The following is an 18,522-nucleotide window of genomic DNA, read 5'->3' as shown; positions in this document are numbered from 1 at the left end:
ATCGGCAACACAACATCGTGTGTTGGCGTGTCGCGGGCTATCCCCGCGAAGCAACCGCCGCTTGCCGGCCGACCCCGAAGAACTGGTACTCGGACGGCTTGAGCTTGCGCATGTCGCGCCAGTACTCCCAGGTCATGCCGCTCCACAGCGCCCGGTTGACGCCGTGCTCGTCCATATACCAGCTACGGCAACCGCCGGTGTTCCATACGGTGTGGCCGAGCTCGGCCTGCAGTTCGGCGTTGTCCCGGTCCTGCGCGCTGCGCGTCGGGGCGAGTGCCTGCGCGTCGTAGCGGTCCACTTCGGCGATCGCCTGGGCCACGTAGCGGACCTGAGCCTCGATCATGAAGACGACGGACGTGTGCCCCAGCCCGGTGTTGGGGCCAAGCAAGAAGAACAGGTTGGGCATGTCAGCGACGGCGACGCCGCGGTGCGCCGCCACGCCTTCGCGGTTCCACCGGTCGACCAGGTCCTCCCCACCCGCGCCCTTGATGTCGACGTAGGTATAAGAGTCCGTGACGTGGAATCCGGTGGCGAAGGCGATGACGTCCACCTTGTGCTCGACGCCGTCGTCGGTGACGATCGCGTCGGGGGTGATGCGGGTGATCCGGTCAGTGATGAGCCGGCACTTTGCATTCGCAACGCCCTGATAGTAGTTGGGCGAGTACAGGATTCGCTTACATCCAGCCGTGTAGGTCGGCGTCAGCCTGCGCCGTAGTTCCTTGTCCTTCACCGAGCGCCTGATGTTGAGCTTGCCGACGAGTTCCACACCACGCAGCAGCGCGGGCCGACGCGTCATGGCGAATCCGAGTCCCTCGAGGAACCAGTAGATGCCGCTGCGCACCGCGAGACGCAGACCGGGAACGTGGGCGAACGCGTTCTTGACGCCGTCAGGGAACGGCTTGTTGGGCCGCGGCACAACCCACGGCGGCGTGCGCTGGTAGAGCTGTAGTTCGCCGACTTCGTTGACGATTGACGGCACGATCTGAATGGCGCTTGCGCCAGTTCCGATGACCGCCACCCGCTTGCCGGTGAGGTCGACCCCGTGGTCCCATTCCGCGGAATGGAAAGAGGCGCCGCGAAATTCGTCCTTACCCTCGATGTCCGGGATCAGCGGGATGTGCAGCGCGCCCGCTCCGGAGATCAAAAACTGGGTGACGTACTCCTGCCCGTCTGTGGTGAACACATGCCAGCGGTACTCGGAGTCGTCCCAGTGCGCGCGGTCGACAAGCGAGTCGAACCTGATGTGGCGGCGTAGTCCGTACTTCTCGGTCACGCCCTTGAGGTAATCCCAAATCTCGGGCTGCGGCGAGAACAGCTTGCTCCACGTCGCCTTCGGCTCGAAGGAAAAGGAGTACAGATGCGACGGGACGTCACACGCGCATCCTGGATAGGAATTGTCCCGCCATGTGCCGCCGACATCGCCTGCCTTCTCCAGGATCAGGAAGTCGACACCCTGCTTCTGCAGTGCGATGGCCATGCCGAGTCCGGAGAAGCCGGTTCCGATGATGAGTGCGCGGGTGCGGACGGCCTTTTGACTCGTACCCTCCGGCGCCTGTTCGGCAACGGTCATGATGGACCTTCCTGGGATCAGCGGTACCGGGTAATCGCCGACCAGGGTACCGCGCACCGTCCCACCTGCCGGTGCGTTCTTATGCCTATGCCCGCGAGACGACATGTTGGTCATCTCGCGGGCAAGACCTCGCTACGTCGTCACCGCCAGGATGCGCCCGGGGTGGACCTGCGGCGCAGCACCCACACGGTCGCCACCGTCAGGGCCGCGGCAAACCCTCCGAGTGCGATGAGGCTGCCTGTCGTGCCCCCGCTGAAGGTGTCGCGGTAGGCGGACATCGCAGGCAGCGTGGTGGTGAACCGGTCGAGGCCGAGGTCTCGGCCGAGAGCCTCGAAAGCGTGGCGGTTGGCCAAGCCAAAGCTCATCCAACGCCCAGGAGCTGCCATGTCGTCGACCGGGACGATGGCGCCACCGAACAGAACCTGCGGGAAGCACAGCATCGGCAGCGCCAGGGCAGCCTGCGCCGCGTTGGAGACCGCGGCCGACGCCAGCAGTCCCAGCGCAAGCGCCGACGTCGCCTCGATCACAATCGTCACGAACAGCAGTACGTAGACGTGCCAGCTCATAGCGGGAAGGCGTCCGAGCAACCGCAGCACACCAAGGAGCACCGCGCTCACTCCCGCCAGTACCGGAAGCAGGGCCGTGATTTTGGATGCGACGTAGGCCCCGACGCTGAGCCCTGCCAACCGTTCGCGTCTGAACACCGGCATCTCGCCGACGATTTGCAGAAGGCCGTACGTCAGGCCGAAGAAGAAGCCGTCGAACGCGATCCAGAATACGATCTGGGCCGGCCCGACATCGGCTGCATTGCCGGGGTCGAATGCACCACGCTTGAAGAGCGTCGCCATCATCACCGTGACGAGCACCGGTGAGCCAAGCAGGATCGCGAGAGTCAGCCGGTTGCGAAAGAGGACGTCGACATTGCGCCGCGTCAGAAGCCACCATTGCCGGACTGCGCCCGTGTGCCTAGCCGGCGAACGACGGGCAGGAATGGGCGATAAGTCCTCGCCGCGTTGGGGTTCGGTCGTGCCGACGCTCTGCGCGAAGCGCTCTGCCCAGAGTTCCGGGGTGTCGTGCTGCGCGAGCCGTTCGTATACCTCTGCGAGATCCCGGACTCCGAAGTAGCTCCGAGCATCAGTGGGACTGCCGCTGAAAGCCAGGTGGCCGTCGCGGGCCAGGAATATCACCCGATCACATTTGTCGATACCCGCGGGCTCGTGAGTCGTGAGGACGACGGTGACTCCTCGCCTGCTGAGCGTACGCAGCAGCCGCATCACGTCGGCCGCCGTCGACGGGTCGAGCCCGGAGGTGGGTTCGTCGAGGAAAAACAGACTCGGCCGAGTCAGTAGCTCCACCGCGATGCTGGCCCGTTTGCGCTGCCCACCCGAAAGCGCTCGGATCGGCACGTCAGCCCGATCCGCCAGGTCGAGGTCTCGCATGGTTTCCTCGACCACCCGGTCCGCCTCGGCCGCCGAAGTACCTGCGGGCATCCTCAACCGGGCCGCGTAGCGCAGAGTGCGGCGAAGAGGCATCTCCAGGTGGATGATGTCGTCCTGCGGCACGTAACCGATACGGGCATCCATGCTCGGCCTGGCACCGCGAATGACGCCGTCATGCCAAACCTGCCCGGCAGACGGCGGTTGAAGTCCTGCGAGCGTCTCCAACAAGGTGGTCTTTCCTGCGCCACTCCCGCCCGCGATGGCGACCAACTCGCCCGGCTTGACCGTCAGCGACAGGTCTTGCAGTAGTTGTCGCGTGCCGGCATGCCGGCTCACGTTGATCGCGTCGATTCGCCCGCCGCGCTGCGCTTCTGGCGCGGTCTGATGGGGTGTCTTCAACCGCTCTGTGGTTGGTGGCTTGATTGCCGTTTCGGTCATGATCGGTGGCCTCCGTGATCGCTGAACTGCTCTGTCGGACCCGATCATCGACGCGCCGCTCCCCAGTCGCATGAGGCGTCTGCCTCAAAAGAGTCGTTCCTCGGGCCTCAGCAGTTGATCGAAAGGGCCTTCACGTCGTGACGTCGATCGAGGATCCCGCCAGACCGCGGTCGATTGCGGCTAGCGTCGCCTGCGTGCGGTTGTTGACCCCCAGCTTGGCGTAGACCCGCTCGACGTGGTTGCGCGCCGTCTTCTGCGCAATGAACAGCTCGTCGGCAATCTCACGATTCGACCTGCCCTGCGCGACCAGACGCAAGACCTCGACCTCCCGGGCGGTGAGGCCCGCAGAAAATGGTGCCCGCTTCACAGACCGATGACCGGCAGCCGCCAACACAGCCTCCACAGACTCGCCATCATGGTGTCCGGCGCGCGCTTCCCGGCGCAGTTCGCTTGCGGCATCACCGGGGTCCAGAGCGGCGCGGCCGCAACGTGTTTCGCTGAGCTGCTGGTAGGCCACTGCCGCGGCGAGCACTCGGTCCTGGGCGGTCAACTCCGCACCGGCAAGGCCTCTGGGGAATCCCGATCCGTCGATCCGCTCCTCGTGCTTGGTCGCGAGGGACACCACCGACTCCAACCCCTCGACCCGGCTCAGTATCCGCCCGGTCAGATACGGGTACATCCGCATCCGCTCGGTTTCAGCGGTCGTGAGGGTCGCCGTCTTCTCCCAGATGTGGTTCGACACACCGAGTTTGCCCAGGCCGTGCACCAGACCTGCCCGGTAAAGCCGGACTATGTCAGCCTCGGGCATCCGTCGGATTCGGGCGGCAGCCGCGGCCAGGTCGGCGACTCCACGGGAATAGCCCGGCGAACTAGGACACTTGAGATCAACGAAATCAGCCATCGCCCTGAGCAATTCATCGATCTCGTCGCCGATCAGCGTGCGGCCCCGATCCGGCGCCTGTTCCAACGTGGCGGTCCAGACGTCGATTTCGAGCAATCCGTCGACGATGTCGGTGAGATTCTGCTCGAAGGCATCCGCCACCTCCGGGCTGAACTGGGTGCCACGCCGTGAGCGCACGACGTCGACCGCCCGTTCGAGGCCCCCCGTACGCAGGTGAACCTCAACGACATCGGCCAGCCGGACGATCCGGATTTCGAGCGGGATATCTTCCCCACGAACGCCGTTGGGCATACCTCTGCCGTCCCAACGCTCGAATATGTACGAGAGCGCCTCACTGACCTGCGGGTCCAGACCCATTCTGTCGGAGAGCACTCCTGCCGAGGAACAATGCGAGTTGATCAGCTCGGCGACTTGATTGCGAGCGGTGAGCAGGAAGGCGGCCGATCGGACACCCCGTTCCCACGTCGGCATTCCACGTCCCACGTGATTGAGCATCAACCGCAGAAAAGGCAGACCGGCCATGTCCACGCCGTAGGTGTCGGCCCGGAAGGCGATGTCGTCGCCGAAGAGCGCTGAAAGCTCATGGGAGTCGGCATGACAACCGATCCAACCGACCAGATTGGCGTAGTACACCGTCGCCCTCTGTTGCGCGTCGAGTCCCATCCGCTCGGCGATGCGGGTCGCGATCAATGACGACCGCAGCATGTGTTCCATTGGCTGACCCAGACCGAGATCGATCGCCAGCGATATCGCAGCCAGCAACTCGGCTCTGCGCAGGCCCTTGCCAGGCTCGTGCGGCGTCCGGGTGGGATGCACGACCTCATTCTGCAACTGATCACGACGAATTCGGCACGAACCGACGCGTCGCTTCCGGTCATCCTCCTGTTGAGCAGCGATGACTTTGAGGCCGATGCCTCACGCGCCGGAACGGCTGCCGGGTCATCCTTTCCGCATGGCTATCATCAACATCGCACCTCAGACCGCTTCGGCGAACCCGGATAACCCGTGGCAGAAGGTGCTAACACATGGTCATGCCCCGTTGGTGAGGGCACGACGGCTGTTTCGGTATCTGCCGTCTGCGCCACGATGCAAAATGTGTAGCAACCCGTTCGGCGGCCCCGCCGGGCGTGTGCTCGCCGCTGCCGGCTTCACACCCTCGCGCAAGAACCCCAATCTATGCAGTCGCTGTTGCGACGTACTGCCCACAGGCGGCGCTGAAGTCGACGTTGCGGTCTTGTTCGCCGACGTCCGTGGCTCAACCGCGCTGAGCATGGGCAGCGCTGCGACGGACTTCGCCTCAATGCTCAACCGGTTCTACACCGCTGCGACACAGACTCTTCTGTTGCATGACGCAGTCATCGACAAACTCATTGGCGACGAGGTCATGGCTTTCTTCGTCCGGGGCATCAGCGGTCCCCAGTACCGGCGCCGCGCCGTCCAGGCAGGAATGGACTTGCTCACCGCAGTCGGCTACGGCAGGGCCGAGGAACCCTGGCTCGAGTTGGGCGTGGCGGTCAATGCAGGCGTCGCATACGTCGGCAACGTTGGCGGCCCCGTCGTGGACTTCACCGCCCTCGGTGATCCGGTCAACATCACCGCGCGGATGCAACAACACGCAGCCGGTGGAGAGTTGCTCGTCGCAGCCGGAGTCGCCGATGAGCTGATGGCGAACACGCCGCGGCGCACTTTGACACTGCGGGGGCACGAACAACCCGTCGACACCTTCGTGCTCGGAACATGAGGCAGCTCAGGCGACGGGTTGTTGCATGCGCACCGCGGTGTGGATCGGCTGGTCGGCATCGATCTTGATGCCGAGAAGCTCACCTGTGCCGTAGATGGCGCCCACCATGATCGTCGTCAGGTGCGCCACGAATCGATCGGCGGCCATCCGGCGTGGGCTTTCGTCGTTGGCACCCAACCACCAGTCCGTCGCCGAGGCCGCCGTGCCGAAGATCGCAAACGCCGCCAGTTCGAACGCGGCCGGGTCGAGCTCCATGTCCTCCAGCTCGCTGCTGACCATTGCGGCGATTGCGAGCGTGATGTCGCGGCCCTTGTTCACCGTCGTCATCGCAGCCGCAGATTGATCGGCGAACCGGCCTTGCAGGAGGAATCTCACGACATTGGGATGTTGATCGACCAAGTCGACGTAGTGCTCGACGCCTTGACCGACGATTTCGCGGGTGGAATCCTTTTCCACGTTGACCGACGGGATGATCGCGGCCCACAACTCGTCCCTCATCCGTTCGCCGATCGCCCCGAACAGGTCGGACTTGTCGGTGAAGTGCCGATAGATCTTGGGCTTGGCCGTGCCCGCCTCTTCGGCGATCTCCCGCAGCGACAACTCCGGCCCGAGACGATCGATGGCCCGGAAGGCGGCGTCGACTATTTCGGCCCGCACCTTCTTGCGATGTTCACGCCAGCGTTCACTGCGGGCGTCGACCTTGACGCCCGGTTCATGACCAGAGCGTGACCTCGACCTTCCGCGCATTCCGATCACTGTACCCGCCCGGAGGTCTCTGACCTGCTCAGACCGTTCCGCAACACGCCATCGCCGGGTCCAACGGGGTGCTTTGGCCAGGAGGATGACCTGCACCGACTTGGGTACTATCTCTGCGACAGTCAAGACAATGAGACGAGAGTTATGACTCAGCGATACGACCTGGTCATCGCAGGCGGCGGCCCGTCGGGCTCGGCTGCGGCGTGGCAGGCCGCACAGACCGGCGCCAAGGTTGTCGTCCTGGACAAGGCCGACTTTCCGCGCGACAAACCGTGCGGCGACGGGCTGACCGCCCGCGCGGTCAGCTACCTGCAGAAGATGGGTCTGGCCGACGAGGTGGCGACTTTTCACCGGGTCAACCGGGTGACGGTGTTCAGCCCGAGCCAGTGGGAGCTGTCGTTCCCGAAGCGGCCCGGCATGCCCGATCACGGTCACACCGTCAGCCGCACCCACCTGGACACGGTGCTGCTCAAACATGCTGAATCGGCAGGCGCGGAGGTGCGACAGTCCGCAGAGGTGACCGGGCCCGAGCTGGACGCCAACGGCCGCGTCATCGGTGTGACGCTGAAGGGCGGCGAGAAGGTCTTCGGCGACGCGGTCATCGCCGCCGACGGCGCCTACTCCCCCATCAAGCGGGCCCTGAAGATCGACTCGGAGTACAACGGCTACTCGGCGATCGCGATCCGCTCGGAGATGCACGCCAACCGTCCCGACACCGATTCGTTGGACATCTATCTCAAGCTGGCGTTCCAGGGCGATCAGCTTCCCGGCTACGGCTGGGTGTTCCCAATGGGCAACGGCGTGTTCAACATCGGGCTCGGCTACGTGAACAGCTACAAGAACTGGCAGTCGATCAACGCGACCCAGTTCCTCGGCGATTTTCTTCGGACGCTGCCCGTTGACTGGGAGTTGCCGCCGATCGAGGAGCTGAAGAAGAACAAGAGCGTGCGAGCGTGGCGGTTGCCGATGGGCTTCACCGCATGGCCGCCGTGGCGGCCCGGCGTGCTGTTCACGGGTGACTCGCTCGGCGCAGGAAAGCCGGCGTCGGGCGCGGGTATCTCGAAGGCGCTGGAGTCGGGCCTGGCCGCGGGCGAGTGCGCGATTGCCGCCCTGCAGAACGGCGGACCTGACGACTTCACCAACTACGCGCAGCGAATGGAAGCGGCCTGGGGCCGGGAGTACAAGCGCGGGCGCTACTTCCACAAGCTGGCTGGGATTCCGGCTGTTGCGAACACCGGCATCAAGCTCATCGACAACGCGTTCTTCCGGGACCGGATGCTCAAGTCGCTGTACAAGAAGGAACAAGGCCCGCAACACAAGTACAAGTAGGTCGCCGGCGTCGAGCCGCTGGGTACCTTGTCGCAATGAGTGCATTCGTGATCTCGGAAGTACGCATCGTCGATACGCAGGCGGCCAAGCGCTATATGGCCCTGGCGGAAGCATCGATCGCACGACACGGCGGCCGGTATGTGGCCCGCGCTGCGGTCCCCGACGTGCCCGAAGGCGATTGGGATGAAGGCAGGCGTGTCGTCATCGTGGAGTTCCCCACCATGGCGAAGCTGAAGGAGTGGCACACCTCCGACGACTACGCGGAGGCGCTCGCGATCAGCAAGACAGCGCTCGAGCGCCGCCTGCTCTTTGTGCCGGGGCTCGACGACTGACTCCTACAGCATGCAGGAGACGCAGCCCTCGACCTCGGTTCCTTCCAGCGCCATCTGGCGCAGCCGGATGTAGTACAGGGTCTTGATTCCCTTGCGCCACGCGTAGATCTGCGCCTTGTTCACGTCGCGCGTTGAGGCGGTGTCCTTGAAGAACAGCGTCAGCGAGAGGCCCTGATCCACATGCTGGGTGGCCGCGGCGTACGTGTCGATGACCTTCTCGTAGCCGATCTCGTAGGCGTCCTCGTAGTACTCGAGGTTCTCGTTGGTCATGTACGGCGCCGGGTAGTACACCCGACCGATCTTGCCTTCCTTACGGATCTCCACCTTCGACGCGATCGGGTGAATCGACGACGTCGAGTGGTTGATGTAGGAGATCGACCCGGTCGGCGGTACGGCCTGCAGGTTCTGGTTGTAGATGCCGTGCTTTTGCACCGACTCCTTGAGCTTGACCCAATCCTCCTGCGTCGGAATACGAATGTCCGCCTCGGCGAACAACTCCCGCACCTTGTCGGTCTTGGGTTCCCACACCTGCTCGGTGTACTTGTCGAAGAACTCACCCGACGCGTACTTCGAGTTCTCGAAGCCCTTGAAGGTGGTGCCCCGCTCTATCGCGATGCGGTTCGATGCCCGAATCGCGTGATACAGCACCGTATAGAAGTAGATGTTGGTGAAGTCGATGCCCTCTTGCGAGCCGTAGAAGATCCGCTCTCTTGCCAGGTAACCGTGCAGGTTCATCTGCCCAAGGCCGATCGCGTGGGAGTCGTTGTTGCCCTGCTCGATCGACGGCACCGACCAGATGTGGGTCTGGTCGCTCACCGCGGTCAGGCCCCGGATCGCCACCTCGATGGACTGCGCGAAGTCGGGCGAGTCCATGGTCTTGGCGATGTTCATCGAGCCCAGGTTGCACGAGATGTCCTTGCCGACCTTGGCGTAGGACAGATCGTCGTTGAACACCGACGGCGTCGACACCTGCAGGATCTCCGAGCACAGGTTGCTGTGCGTGATCTTGCCCTCGATCGGGTTGGCCCGGTTCACCGTGTCCTCGAACATGACGTACGGGTAGCCCGACTCGAACTGCAACTCGGCCAGCGTCTGGAAAAACTCCCGCGCCTTGATCTTGGTCTTGCGGATCCGCGCGTCGTCGACCATCTCGTAGTACTTCTCGGTCACCGAGATGTCGGCGAACGGCAGACCGTAGACGCGTTCGACGTCATACGGCGAGAAGAGGTACATGTCGTCGTTGCGCTTCGCCAGCTCGAAGGTGATGTCCGGGATCACCACGCCGAGCGACAGTGTCTTGATGCGGATCTTCTCATCGGCGTTCTCGCGCTTGGTGTCGAGGAACCGGTAGATGTCGGGATGGTGTGCGTGCAGGTACACCGCTCCCGCGCCTTGACGCGCCCCCAGCTGGTTGGCATAGGAGAACGAATCCTCGAGCAGCTTCATGATCGGGATGACACCCGAGCTCTGGTTCTCGATGTTCTTGATCGGTGCGCCATGCTCACGGATGTTGCTGAGCAGTAACGCAACTCCGCCGCCGCGCTTGGACAGCTGCAGTGCCGAGTTGATGGAGCGCCCGATGGACTCCATGTTGTCCTCGATGCGCAGCAGGAAGCAGCTCACGGGTTCGCCGCGTTGCTTCTTGCCCGAGTTCAAGAACGTCGGGGTGGCCGGCTGGAAGCGGCCGTCGATGATCTCGTCGACCAGCTTCTCGGCCAGCATGGTGTCGCCCGCGGCCAGCGTGAGCGACACCATGACGACACGGTCCTCGAACCGCTCGAGATAGCGCTTCCCGTCGAACGTCTTCAGCGTGTAAGACGTGTAGTACTTGAACGCGCCGAGGAACGTCGGGAACCGGAACTTCTTGGCATAGGCGCGGTCCAGCAGCGTCTTGACGAAGTTGCGCGAGTACTGGTCGAGCACCTCGCGCTCGTAGTAGTCCTCTTTGATCAGGTAGTCGAGCTTCTCGTCGACGTCGTGGAAGAACACGGTGTTCTGGTTGACGTGCTCGCGGAAGTACTGGTGTGCGGCCTCGCGGTCCTTCTCGAACTGAATCTTGCCGTCGGCGTCATACAGATTCAGCATCGCGTTGAGCGCGTGGTAGTCGTTCTCGCCGGCGCCCGAGGCAGAGTGAGCACCCGGCGAAATGGTTACAGGCTCTGCAGCTGTGACGGTTGGTGACACGTCTGGTCCTTCCAGAATTCTTCAAAACCCTCGCGGACGGCTTGCACGTCTTCCGGGGTTCCCATCAGTTCGAATCGGTACAGGTACGGCACGCCGCACTTGCCGGAGACCACGTCTCCGGCATAGGCGAACTCCGCACCGAAGTTGTTGTTGCCTGCCGCGATCACGCCGCGGATAAGCGAGCGGTTGTGCTCGTTGTTGAGGAAGGCGATGACCTGCTTCGGGACGTATCCCCCGTCGTTGATGTCCGGTGTGGCGTGTCCACCGCCGTAGGTGGGCAGCACCAGTACGTAGGGCTCGTCGACCTCGATGCGCCCGTGCAGCGGGATCCGGACGGCGGGCACACCAAGCTTGCCGACGAATCGATGGGTGTTTTCCGACACGCTGGAGAAGTAGACGACGTGGCATCCGGCCATTTCGGCGGCCCTCCCTCCCTCGATGTCGGATTGCGATTTATGCGGTGAGTACCCCGGCACCGTTCAATGCCTTGATGCGATCGGGGCGGAAGCCCGACCAGTGCTCGTTGCCCGCCACCACGACGGGTGCCTGCAGGTAGCCGAGCGCCATGACATAGTCGCGGGCCTCGGAGTCGACGGTGATGTCCACCGTCTCGAAGGCGATGCCCTGCTTATCCAGCGCCTTATAGGTGGCGTTGCACTGCACGCATGCCGGCTTGGTGTAGACGGTGATGTTCATCTGCGGTACGACTCCTCTGCGGACGGAACTAGACACTGACTGGCAACTGATCGGGTAAAGCCTCTCGCTGAAGTTCAGCGATCCGCGGGCCCTCAAAATTCCGGTCGTCCGAGCTGCTCAGCCGACTTGTCGGGACGACCGATTCCGCCGGATTCTGCACTCCGGCCGGCCTCCGAACCATGGGGGTCTGTCGGTGCGCCAAACACTACACCTAGTGTCAGACAATCCGGACGGATACCACATCTTCTAAACAACATTTATGGAATTCCCTGGTCGTAAGCACATGGGCGGCAGGACTCCCGGCGTGTCGCACATCACATCTTGGGTGTGTCGGCTGTCGCGTATCGGTTTACCATCAGGCACCGACAGCACACCGGGCCGGATCGTCACGGTGACGTAACAGCAAAGCCGCCGGAGGGTTATGAAAACCTGCCGACGGCTCAGCGACTGGCTGAGGTCAGCCGACTTCGGCGGCCAGCTTTCCGACAATGTCGCGCAGGCTCGCGACGACCTCGGCGTTCTCCCGCGGATGCTTCCCGTCCAGGGATTTGAAGGGGACCGACAATGTGAGGTCCTCGACGATGCGCGGTCCCGCGATCCCGAACGATTTGCGGGTTTCGTCGTGCGCCCACACACCGCCGTACTGGCCGAACGACCCACCGATGACAGCGGCCGGCTTGCCCTTCAGCGCGCTGTTGCCGAACGGCCGTGACAGCCAGTCGATCGCGTTCTTCAGCACACCCGGGATGCTGCCGTTGTATTCCGGCGTGACGACGAGCGCGGCGTCGACCTCGCCCGCCGCTTCGCGCAGCGCGACAACGGACGCAGGAACGTTCTCGTTGTCAATGTCCTCGTTGTAGAAAGGCAGGTCGCCCAGCCCGTCGAAGACCGTCACCGCGACGCCTTCGGGCGCCGTCTCTGCAGCCAGCTCGGCCAGCTGCCGGTTGATCGATGCGGCACGCAGGCTACCTACCAATGCCAATATCTTGACGTCCGCCATGTTCGCGAATCCCTTCGAAGTGTTCGTTGCCATCCTCGCATGAGTCAACCGGACCATGGTCCGTTTTGTTCCGGTTGCGTTAAAGTGCAGCCATGAGCGTCCAACCGCTCGGCGACCTGCCGGTATCCGCTCCGCAGGAGCGGGGCGATGCCGCGCGCAACCGCGCACTGCTGCTCGACGCGGCCCGTCGGCTCATCGCCGAGCGTGGCGCGGATGCGGTTTCGATGGACGAGATCGCCGCGGCGGCAGGAGTCGGCAAGGGCACGGTGTTCCGGCGCTTCGGCAGCCGGGCCGGGCTGATGCTGGTGTTGCTCGACGAGGACGAGCGGGCCATCCAGGAGGCATTCCTGTTCGGTCCCCCGCCGCTCGGGCCCGACGCGCCGCCGCTGGAGCGCTTGCTCGCGTTCGGCCGTGCGCGGCTGTGCTTCGCCGACACCCATCGCGCACTGCTCTCGGCGGCCAACCGGGATCCGCAGAGCCGCTACGGCGCTCCGGCGCTGCTGCAGCACACCCACGTCCGCCTGCTGCTCGACACCGCAGGCAGCACGGGAGACCTCGACGCGCAGAGCGATGCGCTGCTGGCACTGCTGGACGCCGACTACGTCCATCACCAACTCCGCGACCGGGGCGAGACGCTGGAGTCTCTGGGTGACAAGTGGGAGAGCTTGGCGCGCAAGCTCTGCGGCAAGTGAGCAACTGGATCCTGCACGTCGACCTCGACCAGTTCCAGGCCTCGGTCGAAGTACGCCGCAACCCCAACCTCGCGGACGTGCCCGTGATTGTCGGCGGCAACGGTGATCCGACGGAGCCGCGAAAGGTCGTCACCTGCGCGTCGTATCCGGCGCGCGAGTTCGGTGTGCACGCCGGGATGCCGCTGCGCACGGCGGCGCGCAAATGCCCCGATGCGGTATTCCTGCCGCTCGACACGCAGGCATACGACGAGGCCTCAGAAGAGGTGATGACCCTGCTGCGCGATTTCGGCCACCCGGTCGAGGTCTGGGGCTGGGACGAGGCCTTTGTCGGCGCCGAACTCAACGATTCCGACGACCCGATCAAGCTGGCCGAACAGATCCGCGAGGTGGTGACGGCCGGTACCGGCCTGTCGTGTTCGGTCGGCATCAGCGACAACAAGCAGCGCGCGAAGGTCGCCACCGGGTTCGGCAAGCCGGGGCGCGCGCGTGGAGCAGATGAAGCTGCAGGCATCTATGCGCTGACCGATTCCAACTGGATGGCGGTGATGGGCGACCGCTCGGTCGACGCATTGTGGGGGGTCGGCCCGAAGACCGCCAAAAAGCTTGCCGGGCTGGGCGTTACCACCGTCGCCGACCTGGCGGCAACCGATGCGACGCTGCTGACGTCAACGTTCGGGCCGACCACCGGCCTATGGATCCTCTTGCTGGCCAAGGGCGGCGGCGACACGAACGTCAGCGCCGAACCGTGGGTGGCCCGCTCGCGAAGCCACGTCGTCACCTTTCCCGAGGACCTGACCGAGCGCGCCGAGATAGACGCGGCGGTGGTCGATCTGGCCCGGCAGACCTTGGCCGAGGTCGTGACCCAGGGTCGTGTCGTCAGCCGGGTGGCTGTGACCGTGCGCACCAAGACGTTCTTCACCAGGACGAAGATCCGCAAGCTCCCGACGGCAGGCAACGACGGTGACCTCATCACCGAGACGGCCCTGCAACTGCTCGACCAGTTCGAGCTCGACCGACCGGTCAGACTGCTCGGTGTGCGACTCGAGCTTGCACCGCCGGCGGGTGGCTACTGAGTCAGACCCGGGCAATACCCTCGGCACATGTTGCACACGATCGCCATCCGCGGATACCGCTCGCTGCGCGAGATCGTGCTGCCACTTCGTCGCCTCACCGTGGTCACCGGCGCCAACGGCACCGGCAAGTCCTCGCTGTATCGAGCGATGCGACTGCTGGCCGACTGCGGGCGTGGCGAGGTGATCGGGTCGCTCGCACGCGAGGGCGGGCTGGAGTCGGTGCTGTGGGCCGGTCCCGAACAGCTGGGCGGAGCGCGCAGGACGGGGCGGGTCGAGGGCACCACCCGCATCGGGCCTGTCGCGCTCGAACTCGGTTTCGCCTCAGATGATTTCGGCTATCTCGTCGATCTCGGGCTGCCTCAGATGGCCGGTCACGGATCGTTGTTCGCCCTCGATCCCGAGATCAAGCGCGAGGTGGTGTTCGCGGGCGCGGTGATGCGCACCGGCTCGACGTTGATGCGCCGCACCCGGGATTACGTAGAGGTGGCCGCGGACTCCGGGCACGGCTTCGAGCAGGTGTCGCGGTCATTGCCTCCGCACCGCAGCGTACTCGCCGAATACGCCCATCCCGGTGCGCATCCGGAGCTGGCGGCGGTTCGGCACCGGCTTCGCACCTGGCGGTTTTACGACGGATTCCGCGTCGACGCGACCGCACCGTCGAGGCTGCCCCAGGTCGGCACCCGCACACCCGTGTTGTCGGACGACGGCCGCGACGTTGCGGCGGCGGTCCAGACGGTCATCGAGGCAGGGTTCGACGACCTCTCACGGGCCGTCGCGGAGGCGTTCGACGGCGCGTCGGTGTCGGTGGCCGTGCACGACGGGCTCTTCGACCTTCAGCTGCACCAGCGCGGAATGCTGCGGCCGCTGCGTGCCGCCGAGCTGTCCGACGGCACCCTTCGTTTCCTGCTGTGGGCAGCGGCGCTGCTGAGTCCGCAGCCGCCATCATTGATGGTGCTCAACGAGCCGGAGACCTCGCTGCACCCAGATCTGCTGCGGCCGTTGGCATCTCTGATCGATGCGGCGGCGAACCTGACACAGGTCGTCGTCGTCACTCACTCGAAGGCGATGCTCGCATCCCTTGGCAGCACACCCGTGAGCGATGCGGACGACGACACTGCGGTGGTGGAAATCCCGCTGTACAAGGAGCTCGGCGAAACGCGCATCGAAGGCCTGGGCATGCTCACGGCGCCGCCGTGGGACTGGGGCAAGCGCTGACGCGGGTCGCGATCACTTCAGGCCGGGCCGCAGCGCGCGGCTGAACACCACGTTGGCCTGCCGCATCGCGACGCTGTACGGCCACCACGCGGCGCGCTTGAACATGTAGAGCGCGCGGATATCGGGTGAGGTGTAGATGAGGAACCTGTTCCTGGTGACCCCACGCAGGATTTTGTCGGCGACGTGCTCGGGCGATACCGCGTGGCCTGCGAACCGGTCGGTCCACTTCTGCACGGCGGGATTCTCGCGGTCTACGCCTGCGATCTGAACCGTCTGCACCAGCGGGGTTTTCACCGCGCCGGGCACCACCACCGACACACCGATGCGTTGACGCGCCAGATCGAAGCGCAGCACCTCGGAAAGACCGCGCAGACCGTACTTGCTGGCGCTGTACGCGGCGTGCCACGGCAGTGCCACCAGCCCGGCGGCCGAGGACACATTGACCAGGTGACCGCCGCGGCGCGCCGCAACCATCGGCGGCACGAACGCCTCGATGACGTGGATGGGCCCCATCAGGTTGATGTCGATCATCGAGCGCCAGTGGTCGTGGGTGAGCCGGTCGACCGTGCCCCACGCCGAGACGCCCGCGATGTTCATCACCACGTCCATCGCGGGATGGTTGGCGTGGATGTCGGCGGCGAACTGCGTCACGGCGTCATAGTCGGAGATGTCGAGCGCGCGGTGCTCGGGCACTTTCGCGCCAAGCGCCAGCGCGTCGGCGACCGTCGTCGCCAAGCCCTCGGCGTCGCGGTCGGTGAGATACAGCTCGGCGCCCTGTGCGGCCAGCTTCAGCGCAGTCGCACGGCCGATGCCGCTGGCGGCCCCCGTCAAGAAGCAGCGTTTGCCGTCAAAGCCGTTCTGCGCCATTGCGGTGACCTTACTGACCTAGGCGTTGCGGGAGTTGGTGCCACCCCAGATACCGGCCACCCACAGCTTTTCAAGGGCGGCGATGGCGCGTTTGGGATCGCCGCCGCGACCGACGAACGCGCTGTCCTGCGTCAGCGTCATCGTGGTCGTGGCCGCCAGCGTGCGCACCAGCGCGGGTAGGTCGTCGGAGATCGGTCTCGCCTCGGAATCCTGCTCGAGCAGCGCGATCAACTTGTCGATGATCCCGTCGTAGAAATCGTCCATCATCTCGCGGATCTGGGCGTCGGTGTTGCGGGCGACCGCGCAGGCCGTCAGGACGGGGTCGTCGTTGGCGTACACGGCCGCAGCGCTGCCGACCATCCGTTTGGCGAACGCCGCGGGCGTCTCCCCCGGTTCACGCGGTGCGAAATGGTGGGTGAGGCTGTCGAGCAGCTCGCTGGCGTCGGCCAGAATCACCGCGAGCACGGCGTATTTCGAGTCGAAGTAGAAGTAGAAGCCCGACCGCGCGACGCCGGCCCGCTCGCTGATGGTGCTGACGGACAGGTCGGCGAATGAGCGCTCGTGGAGCAGCTCGCGGACCGCGGCGACGATGGCGTCGCGCTGACGATCACCGCGGCTGCGACGGGCCTCCTGCGGAGCCGATTCAGCTGTCATCGCAGTAGACCTTTGCATTACTGTCCGCCGCGTCAAAACTTGACATGCGTCAAGTCTGCCATTCAGGATGAGGATGGGAGTGACAACGGCCACAGTCTTTCTGCCTCAGGAGCAATCGAATGCCGACGATCAGCACCACGGATTATGTGCTCGACAAGGCCAAGCGACGGATCACCACGTCGCCCTTCCTCACCGTGCCGGGCATGGGCGCCGTCGAGAAGCGCCTGCTGGCCCGCGACTGGCCCCAGCATTCATGGGCCGACCCACCGGCGTGCAGCGAGCTGAAGCCCGTGATGGGGGACAACGGGCTGCCGATCCTCGGTCACATGATCGAGATGTTCCGGGGCGGCCCTGACTACTGGCTGCATCTCTATCGCACGAAGGGACCGCTGTCGCTGCTCGATTCGCCGATCCTTCCATCCGTGGTGGCGCTGGGACCCGACGCCATTCAGGCCTTGTACACGAACCGCAACAAGGACTTCTCGCAGCAGGGTTGGGTGCCTGCCATCGGCCCATTCTTCAAGCGCGGCCTCATGCTCCTTGACTTCGACGAACACATGTACCACCGGCGGATCATGCAGGAGGCGTTCGTCCGGACCAGACTGGCCGGCTACACCGAGCACGTCGACAAGGTCGTCTCTCAGGTCATCTCGAACGACTGGGTCACCAACGACGCACGGTTCCTGCTGTATCCCGCTATGAAGGAGCTCACGCTCGACATCGCCTCGATGGTGTTCATGGGCCACGAGCCGGGCACCGACAAGGAACTGGTGACGAAGGTGAACAGGGCGTTCACCGTCACCACAAGGGCGGGCAACGCCATCATCCGCACCAGCGTGCCGCCGTTCACCTGGTGGCGAGGGCTCAAAGCACGTGAGTACCTGGAGAACTACTTCGATGCGCGCGTCAAGGAGCGGCGCGGCAAGGACGGCAACGACCTGCTGACCGTGCTGTGCCACTCCGAGGACGAGGAGGGCAACAGGTTCTCCGACGAGGACATCGTCAACCACATGATCTTCCTGATGATGGCCGCCCACGACACCTCCACTTCTACCGCGACGACGATGTCGCACTATCTGGCCGCCAACCCGGAATGGCAGGAGCGCTGCCGCGACGAGTCAGACCGGCTCGGCGACGGCCCGCTGGACATCGAGGCACTCGAGAAGCTGGAAACGCTCGACCTGGTGATGAACGAGTCGATCCGCTTGGTGTCGCCGGTGCAGTGGGCAATGCGCCAGACCGTGCGCGACACCGAGTTGCTCGGCTACTACCTACCCAAGGGCACGAACGTCATCGGCTACCCGGGGATGAATCACCGGCTGGAGGAGATCTACCCCGACCCGTACAAGTTCGACCCGGACCGCTTCGCCGAGCCCCGCAACGAGCACAAGAAGCATCGCTACGGCTTCACGCCGTTCGGCGGTGGCGCGCACAAATGCATCGGCATGGTGTTCGGCCAGCTCGAGATCAAGACGATCATGCACCGGCTACTGCGCCGCTACCGACTCGAACTGTCCCGGCCGGGCTACGAGCCGCGCTATGACTACGGCGGCATGCCGGTGCCGATGGACGGCATGCCGATCGTGTTGCGCCCCTTGCGCTAGCACCGCCTCCGCGAAACGGAATTCCAGCACC

17 protein-coding genes are annotated in these 18,522 nt (G+C 64.6%); 7 read left to right on the top strand and 10 right to left on the bottom strand.

Annotated elements, in window-relative coordinates; all coding sequences use genetic code 11:
- Positions 1-37: 37 nt before the first annotated feature.
- The 3 genes from QOJ24_RS16435 to QOJ24_RS16425 all read right to left on the bottom strand — a co-directional run bounded on the left by QOJ24_RS16435 (position 38) and on the right by QOJ24_RS16425 (position 5,164).
- Entirely contained in the window at positions 38-1,570 is a 1,533-nt protein-coding gene (locus tag QOJ24_RS16435) for a flavin-containing monooxygenase (protein WP_526263032.1), read from the bottom strand.
- Between the two features lie 140 nt (positions 1,571-1,710).
- On the bottom strand, positions 1,711-3,447 hold the full coding sequence (locus QOJ24_RS16430; RefSeq protein WP_526263030.1) for an ATP-binding cassette domain-containing protein: 1,737 nt from the start codon (positions 3,445-3,447) through the stop codon (positions 1,711-1,713).
- Positions 3,448-3,577: 130 nt separating this feature from the next.
- A complete protein-coding gene (locus QOJ24_RS16425) occupies positions 3,578-5,164 on the bottom strand; it encodes an HD domain-containing phosphohydrolase (protein WP_526263028.1) in 1,587 nt (528 codons plus the stop codon).
- Positions 5,165-5,441: 277 nt separating this feature from the next.
- Between QOJ24_RS16425 and QOJ24_RS16420 the strand changes: the two genes are divergently transcribed.
- On the top strand, positions 5,442-6,089 hold the full coding sequence (locus tag QOJ24_RS16420) for an adenylate/guanylate cyclase domain-containing protein (RefSeq protein WP_526263026.1): 648 nt from the start codon (positions 5,442-5,444) through the stop codon (positions 6,087-6,089).
- Between the two features lie 6 nt (positions 6,090-6,095).
- Here the strand turns inward: QOJ24_RS16420 and QOJ24_RS16415 are convergent, their stop codons facing one another.
- The gene (locus tag QOJ24_RS16415; protein WP_526263024.1) at positions 6,096-6,836 is read right to left on the bottom strand and encodes a TetR/AcrR family transcriptional regulator; all 741 of its coding nucleotides are present in this window, start codon (positions 6,834-6,836) and stop codon (positions 6,096-6,098) included.
- 153 nt (positions 6,837-6,989) lie between these two features.
- Between QOJ24_RS16415 and QOJ24_RS16410 the strand changes: the two genes are divergently transcribed.
- Entirely contained in the window at positions 6,990-8,174 is a 1,185-nt protein-coding gene (locus tag QOJ24_RS16410) for an NAD(P)/FAD-dependent oxidoreductase (RefSeq protein ID WP_526263022.1), read from the top strand.
- A gap of 35 nt (positions 8,175-8,209) precedes the next feature.
- Positions 8,210-8,506, top strand: coding sequence for a DUF1330 domain-containing protein (locus QOJ24_RS16405; RefSeq protein ID WP_526263020.1), 297 nt, complete (start codon positions 8,210-8,212; stop codon positions 8,504-8,506).
- Positions 8,507-8,509: 3 nt separating this feature from the next.
- Here the strand turns inward: QOJ24_RS16405 and nrdE are convergent, their stop codons facing one another.
- The 4 genes from nrdE to QOJ24_RS16385 form a co-directional block, all read right to left on the bottom strand.
- The gene (gene nrdE, locus QOJ24_RS16400) at positions 8,510-10,591 is read right to left on the bottom strand and encodes a class 1b ribonucleoside-diphosphate reductase subunit alpha (RefSeq protein WP_526263018.1); all 2,082 of its coding nucleotides are present in this window, start codon (positions 10,589-10,591) and stop codon (positions 8,510-8,512) included.
- 65 nt (positions 10,592-10,656) lie between these two features.
- Complete coding sequence (gene nrdI, locus QOJ24_RS16395) at positions 10,657-11,106, bottom strand: class Ib ribonucleoside-diphosphate reductase assembly flavoprotein NrdI (protein ID WP_526263016.1); 450 nt, start codon at positions 11,104-11,106, stop codon at positions 10,657-10,659.
- A 37-nt stretch (positions 11,107-11,143) separates the two neighbouring features.
- Positions 11,144-11,386 (bottom strand): redoxin NrdH, encoded by a 243-nt coding sequence (locus tag QOJ24_RS16390; protein WP_526263014.1) that lies wholly within the window; start codon positions 11,384-11,386, stop codon positions 11,144-11,146.
- 457 nt (positions 11,387-11,843) lie between these two features.
- Positions 11,844-12,386: an NADPH-dependent FMN reductase gene (locus QOJ24_RS16385; protein ID WP_526263012.1), complete on the bottom strand. Its 543-nt coding sequence runs from the start codon at positions 12,384-12,386 to the stop codon at positions 11,844-11,846.
- A 92-nt stretch (positions 12,387-12,478) separates the two neighbouring features.
- Between QOJ24_RS16385 and QOJ24_RS16380 the strand changes: the two genes are divergently transcribed.
- Genes QOJ24_RS16380 through QOJ24_RS16370 form a run of 3 tightly spaced genes read left to right on the top strand, consistent with a single transcriptional unit; the run spans position 12,479 to position 15,366 of the window.
- The gene (locus QOJ24_RS16380; RefSeq protein WP_526263010.1) at positions 12,479-13,078 is read left to right on the top strand and encodes a TetR/AcrR family transcriptional regulator; all 600 of its coding nucleotides are present in this window, start codon (positions 12,479-12,481) and stop codon (positions 13,076-13,078) included.
- Positions 13,075-14,151, top strand: a complete 1,077-nt coding sequence (locus QOJ24_RS16375) for a DNA polymerase IV (RefSeq protein ID WP_526263008.1) — start codon at positions 13,075-13,077, stop codon at positions 14,149-14,151. Before QOJ24_RS16380 ends, QOJ24_RS16375 begins: the two co-directional genes overlap by 4 nt.
- Before the next feature lie 27 nt (positions 14,152-14,178).
- Positions 14,179-15,366 (top strand): AAA family ATPase, encoded by a 1,188-nt coding sequence (locus tag QOJ24_RS16370; RefSeq protein WP_526263006.1) that lies wholly within the window; start codon positions 14,179-14,181, stop codon positions 15,364-15,366.
- A gap of 12 nt (positions 15,367-15,378) precedes the next feature.
- Here the strand turns inward: QOJ24_RS16370 and QOJ24_RS16365 are convergent, their stop codons facing one another.
- Complete coding sequence (locus QOJ24_RS16365) at positions 15,379-16,233, bottom strand: SDR family oxidoreductase (RefSeq protein ID WP_526263004.1); 855 nt, start codon at positions 16,231-16,233, stop codon at positions 15,379-15,381.
- Positions 16,234-16,251: 18 nt separating this feature from the next.
- The gene (locus QOJ24_RS16360; protein ID WP_526263002.1) at positions 16,252-16,887 is read right to left on the bottom strand and encodes a TetR/AcrR family transcriptional regulator; all 636 of its coding nucleotides are present in this window, start codon (positions 16,885-16,887) and stop codon (positions 16,252-16,254) included.
- 119 nt (positions 16,888-17,006) lie between these two features.
- Between QOJ24_RS16360 and QOJ24_RS16355 the strand changes: the two genes are divergently transcribed.
- Positions 17,007-18,491, top strand: coding sequence for a cytochrome P450 (locus QOJ24_RS16355; RefSeq protein WP_526263000.1), 1,485 nt, complete (start codon positions 17,007-17,009; stop codon positions 18,489-18,491).
- Positions 18,492-18,522: the final 31 nt, after the last annotated feature.

Origin of the sequence: Mycobacterium sp. (genome assembly GCF_032159775.1) — a bacterium.
GTDB lineage: Bacteria > Actinomycetota > Actinomycetes > Mycobacteriales > Mycobacteriaceae > Mycobacterium.
This window is presented reverse-complemented; position numbering and strand designations above follow the sequence as displayed.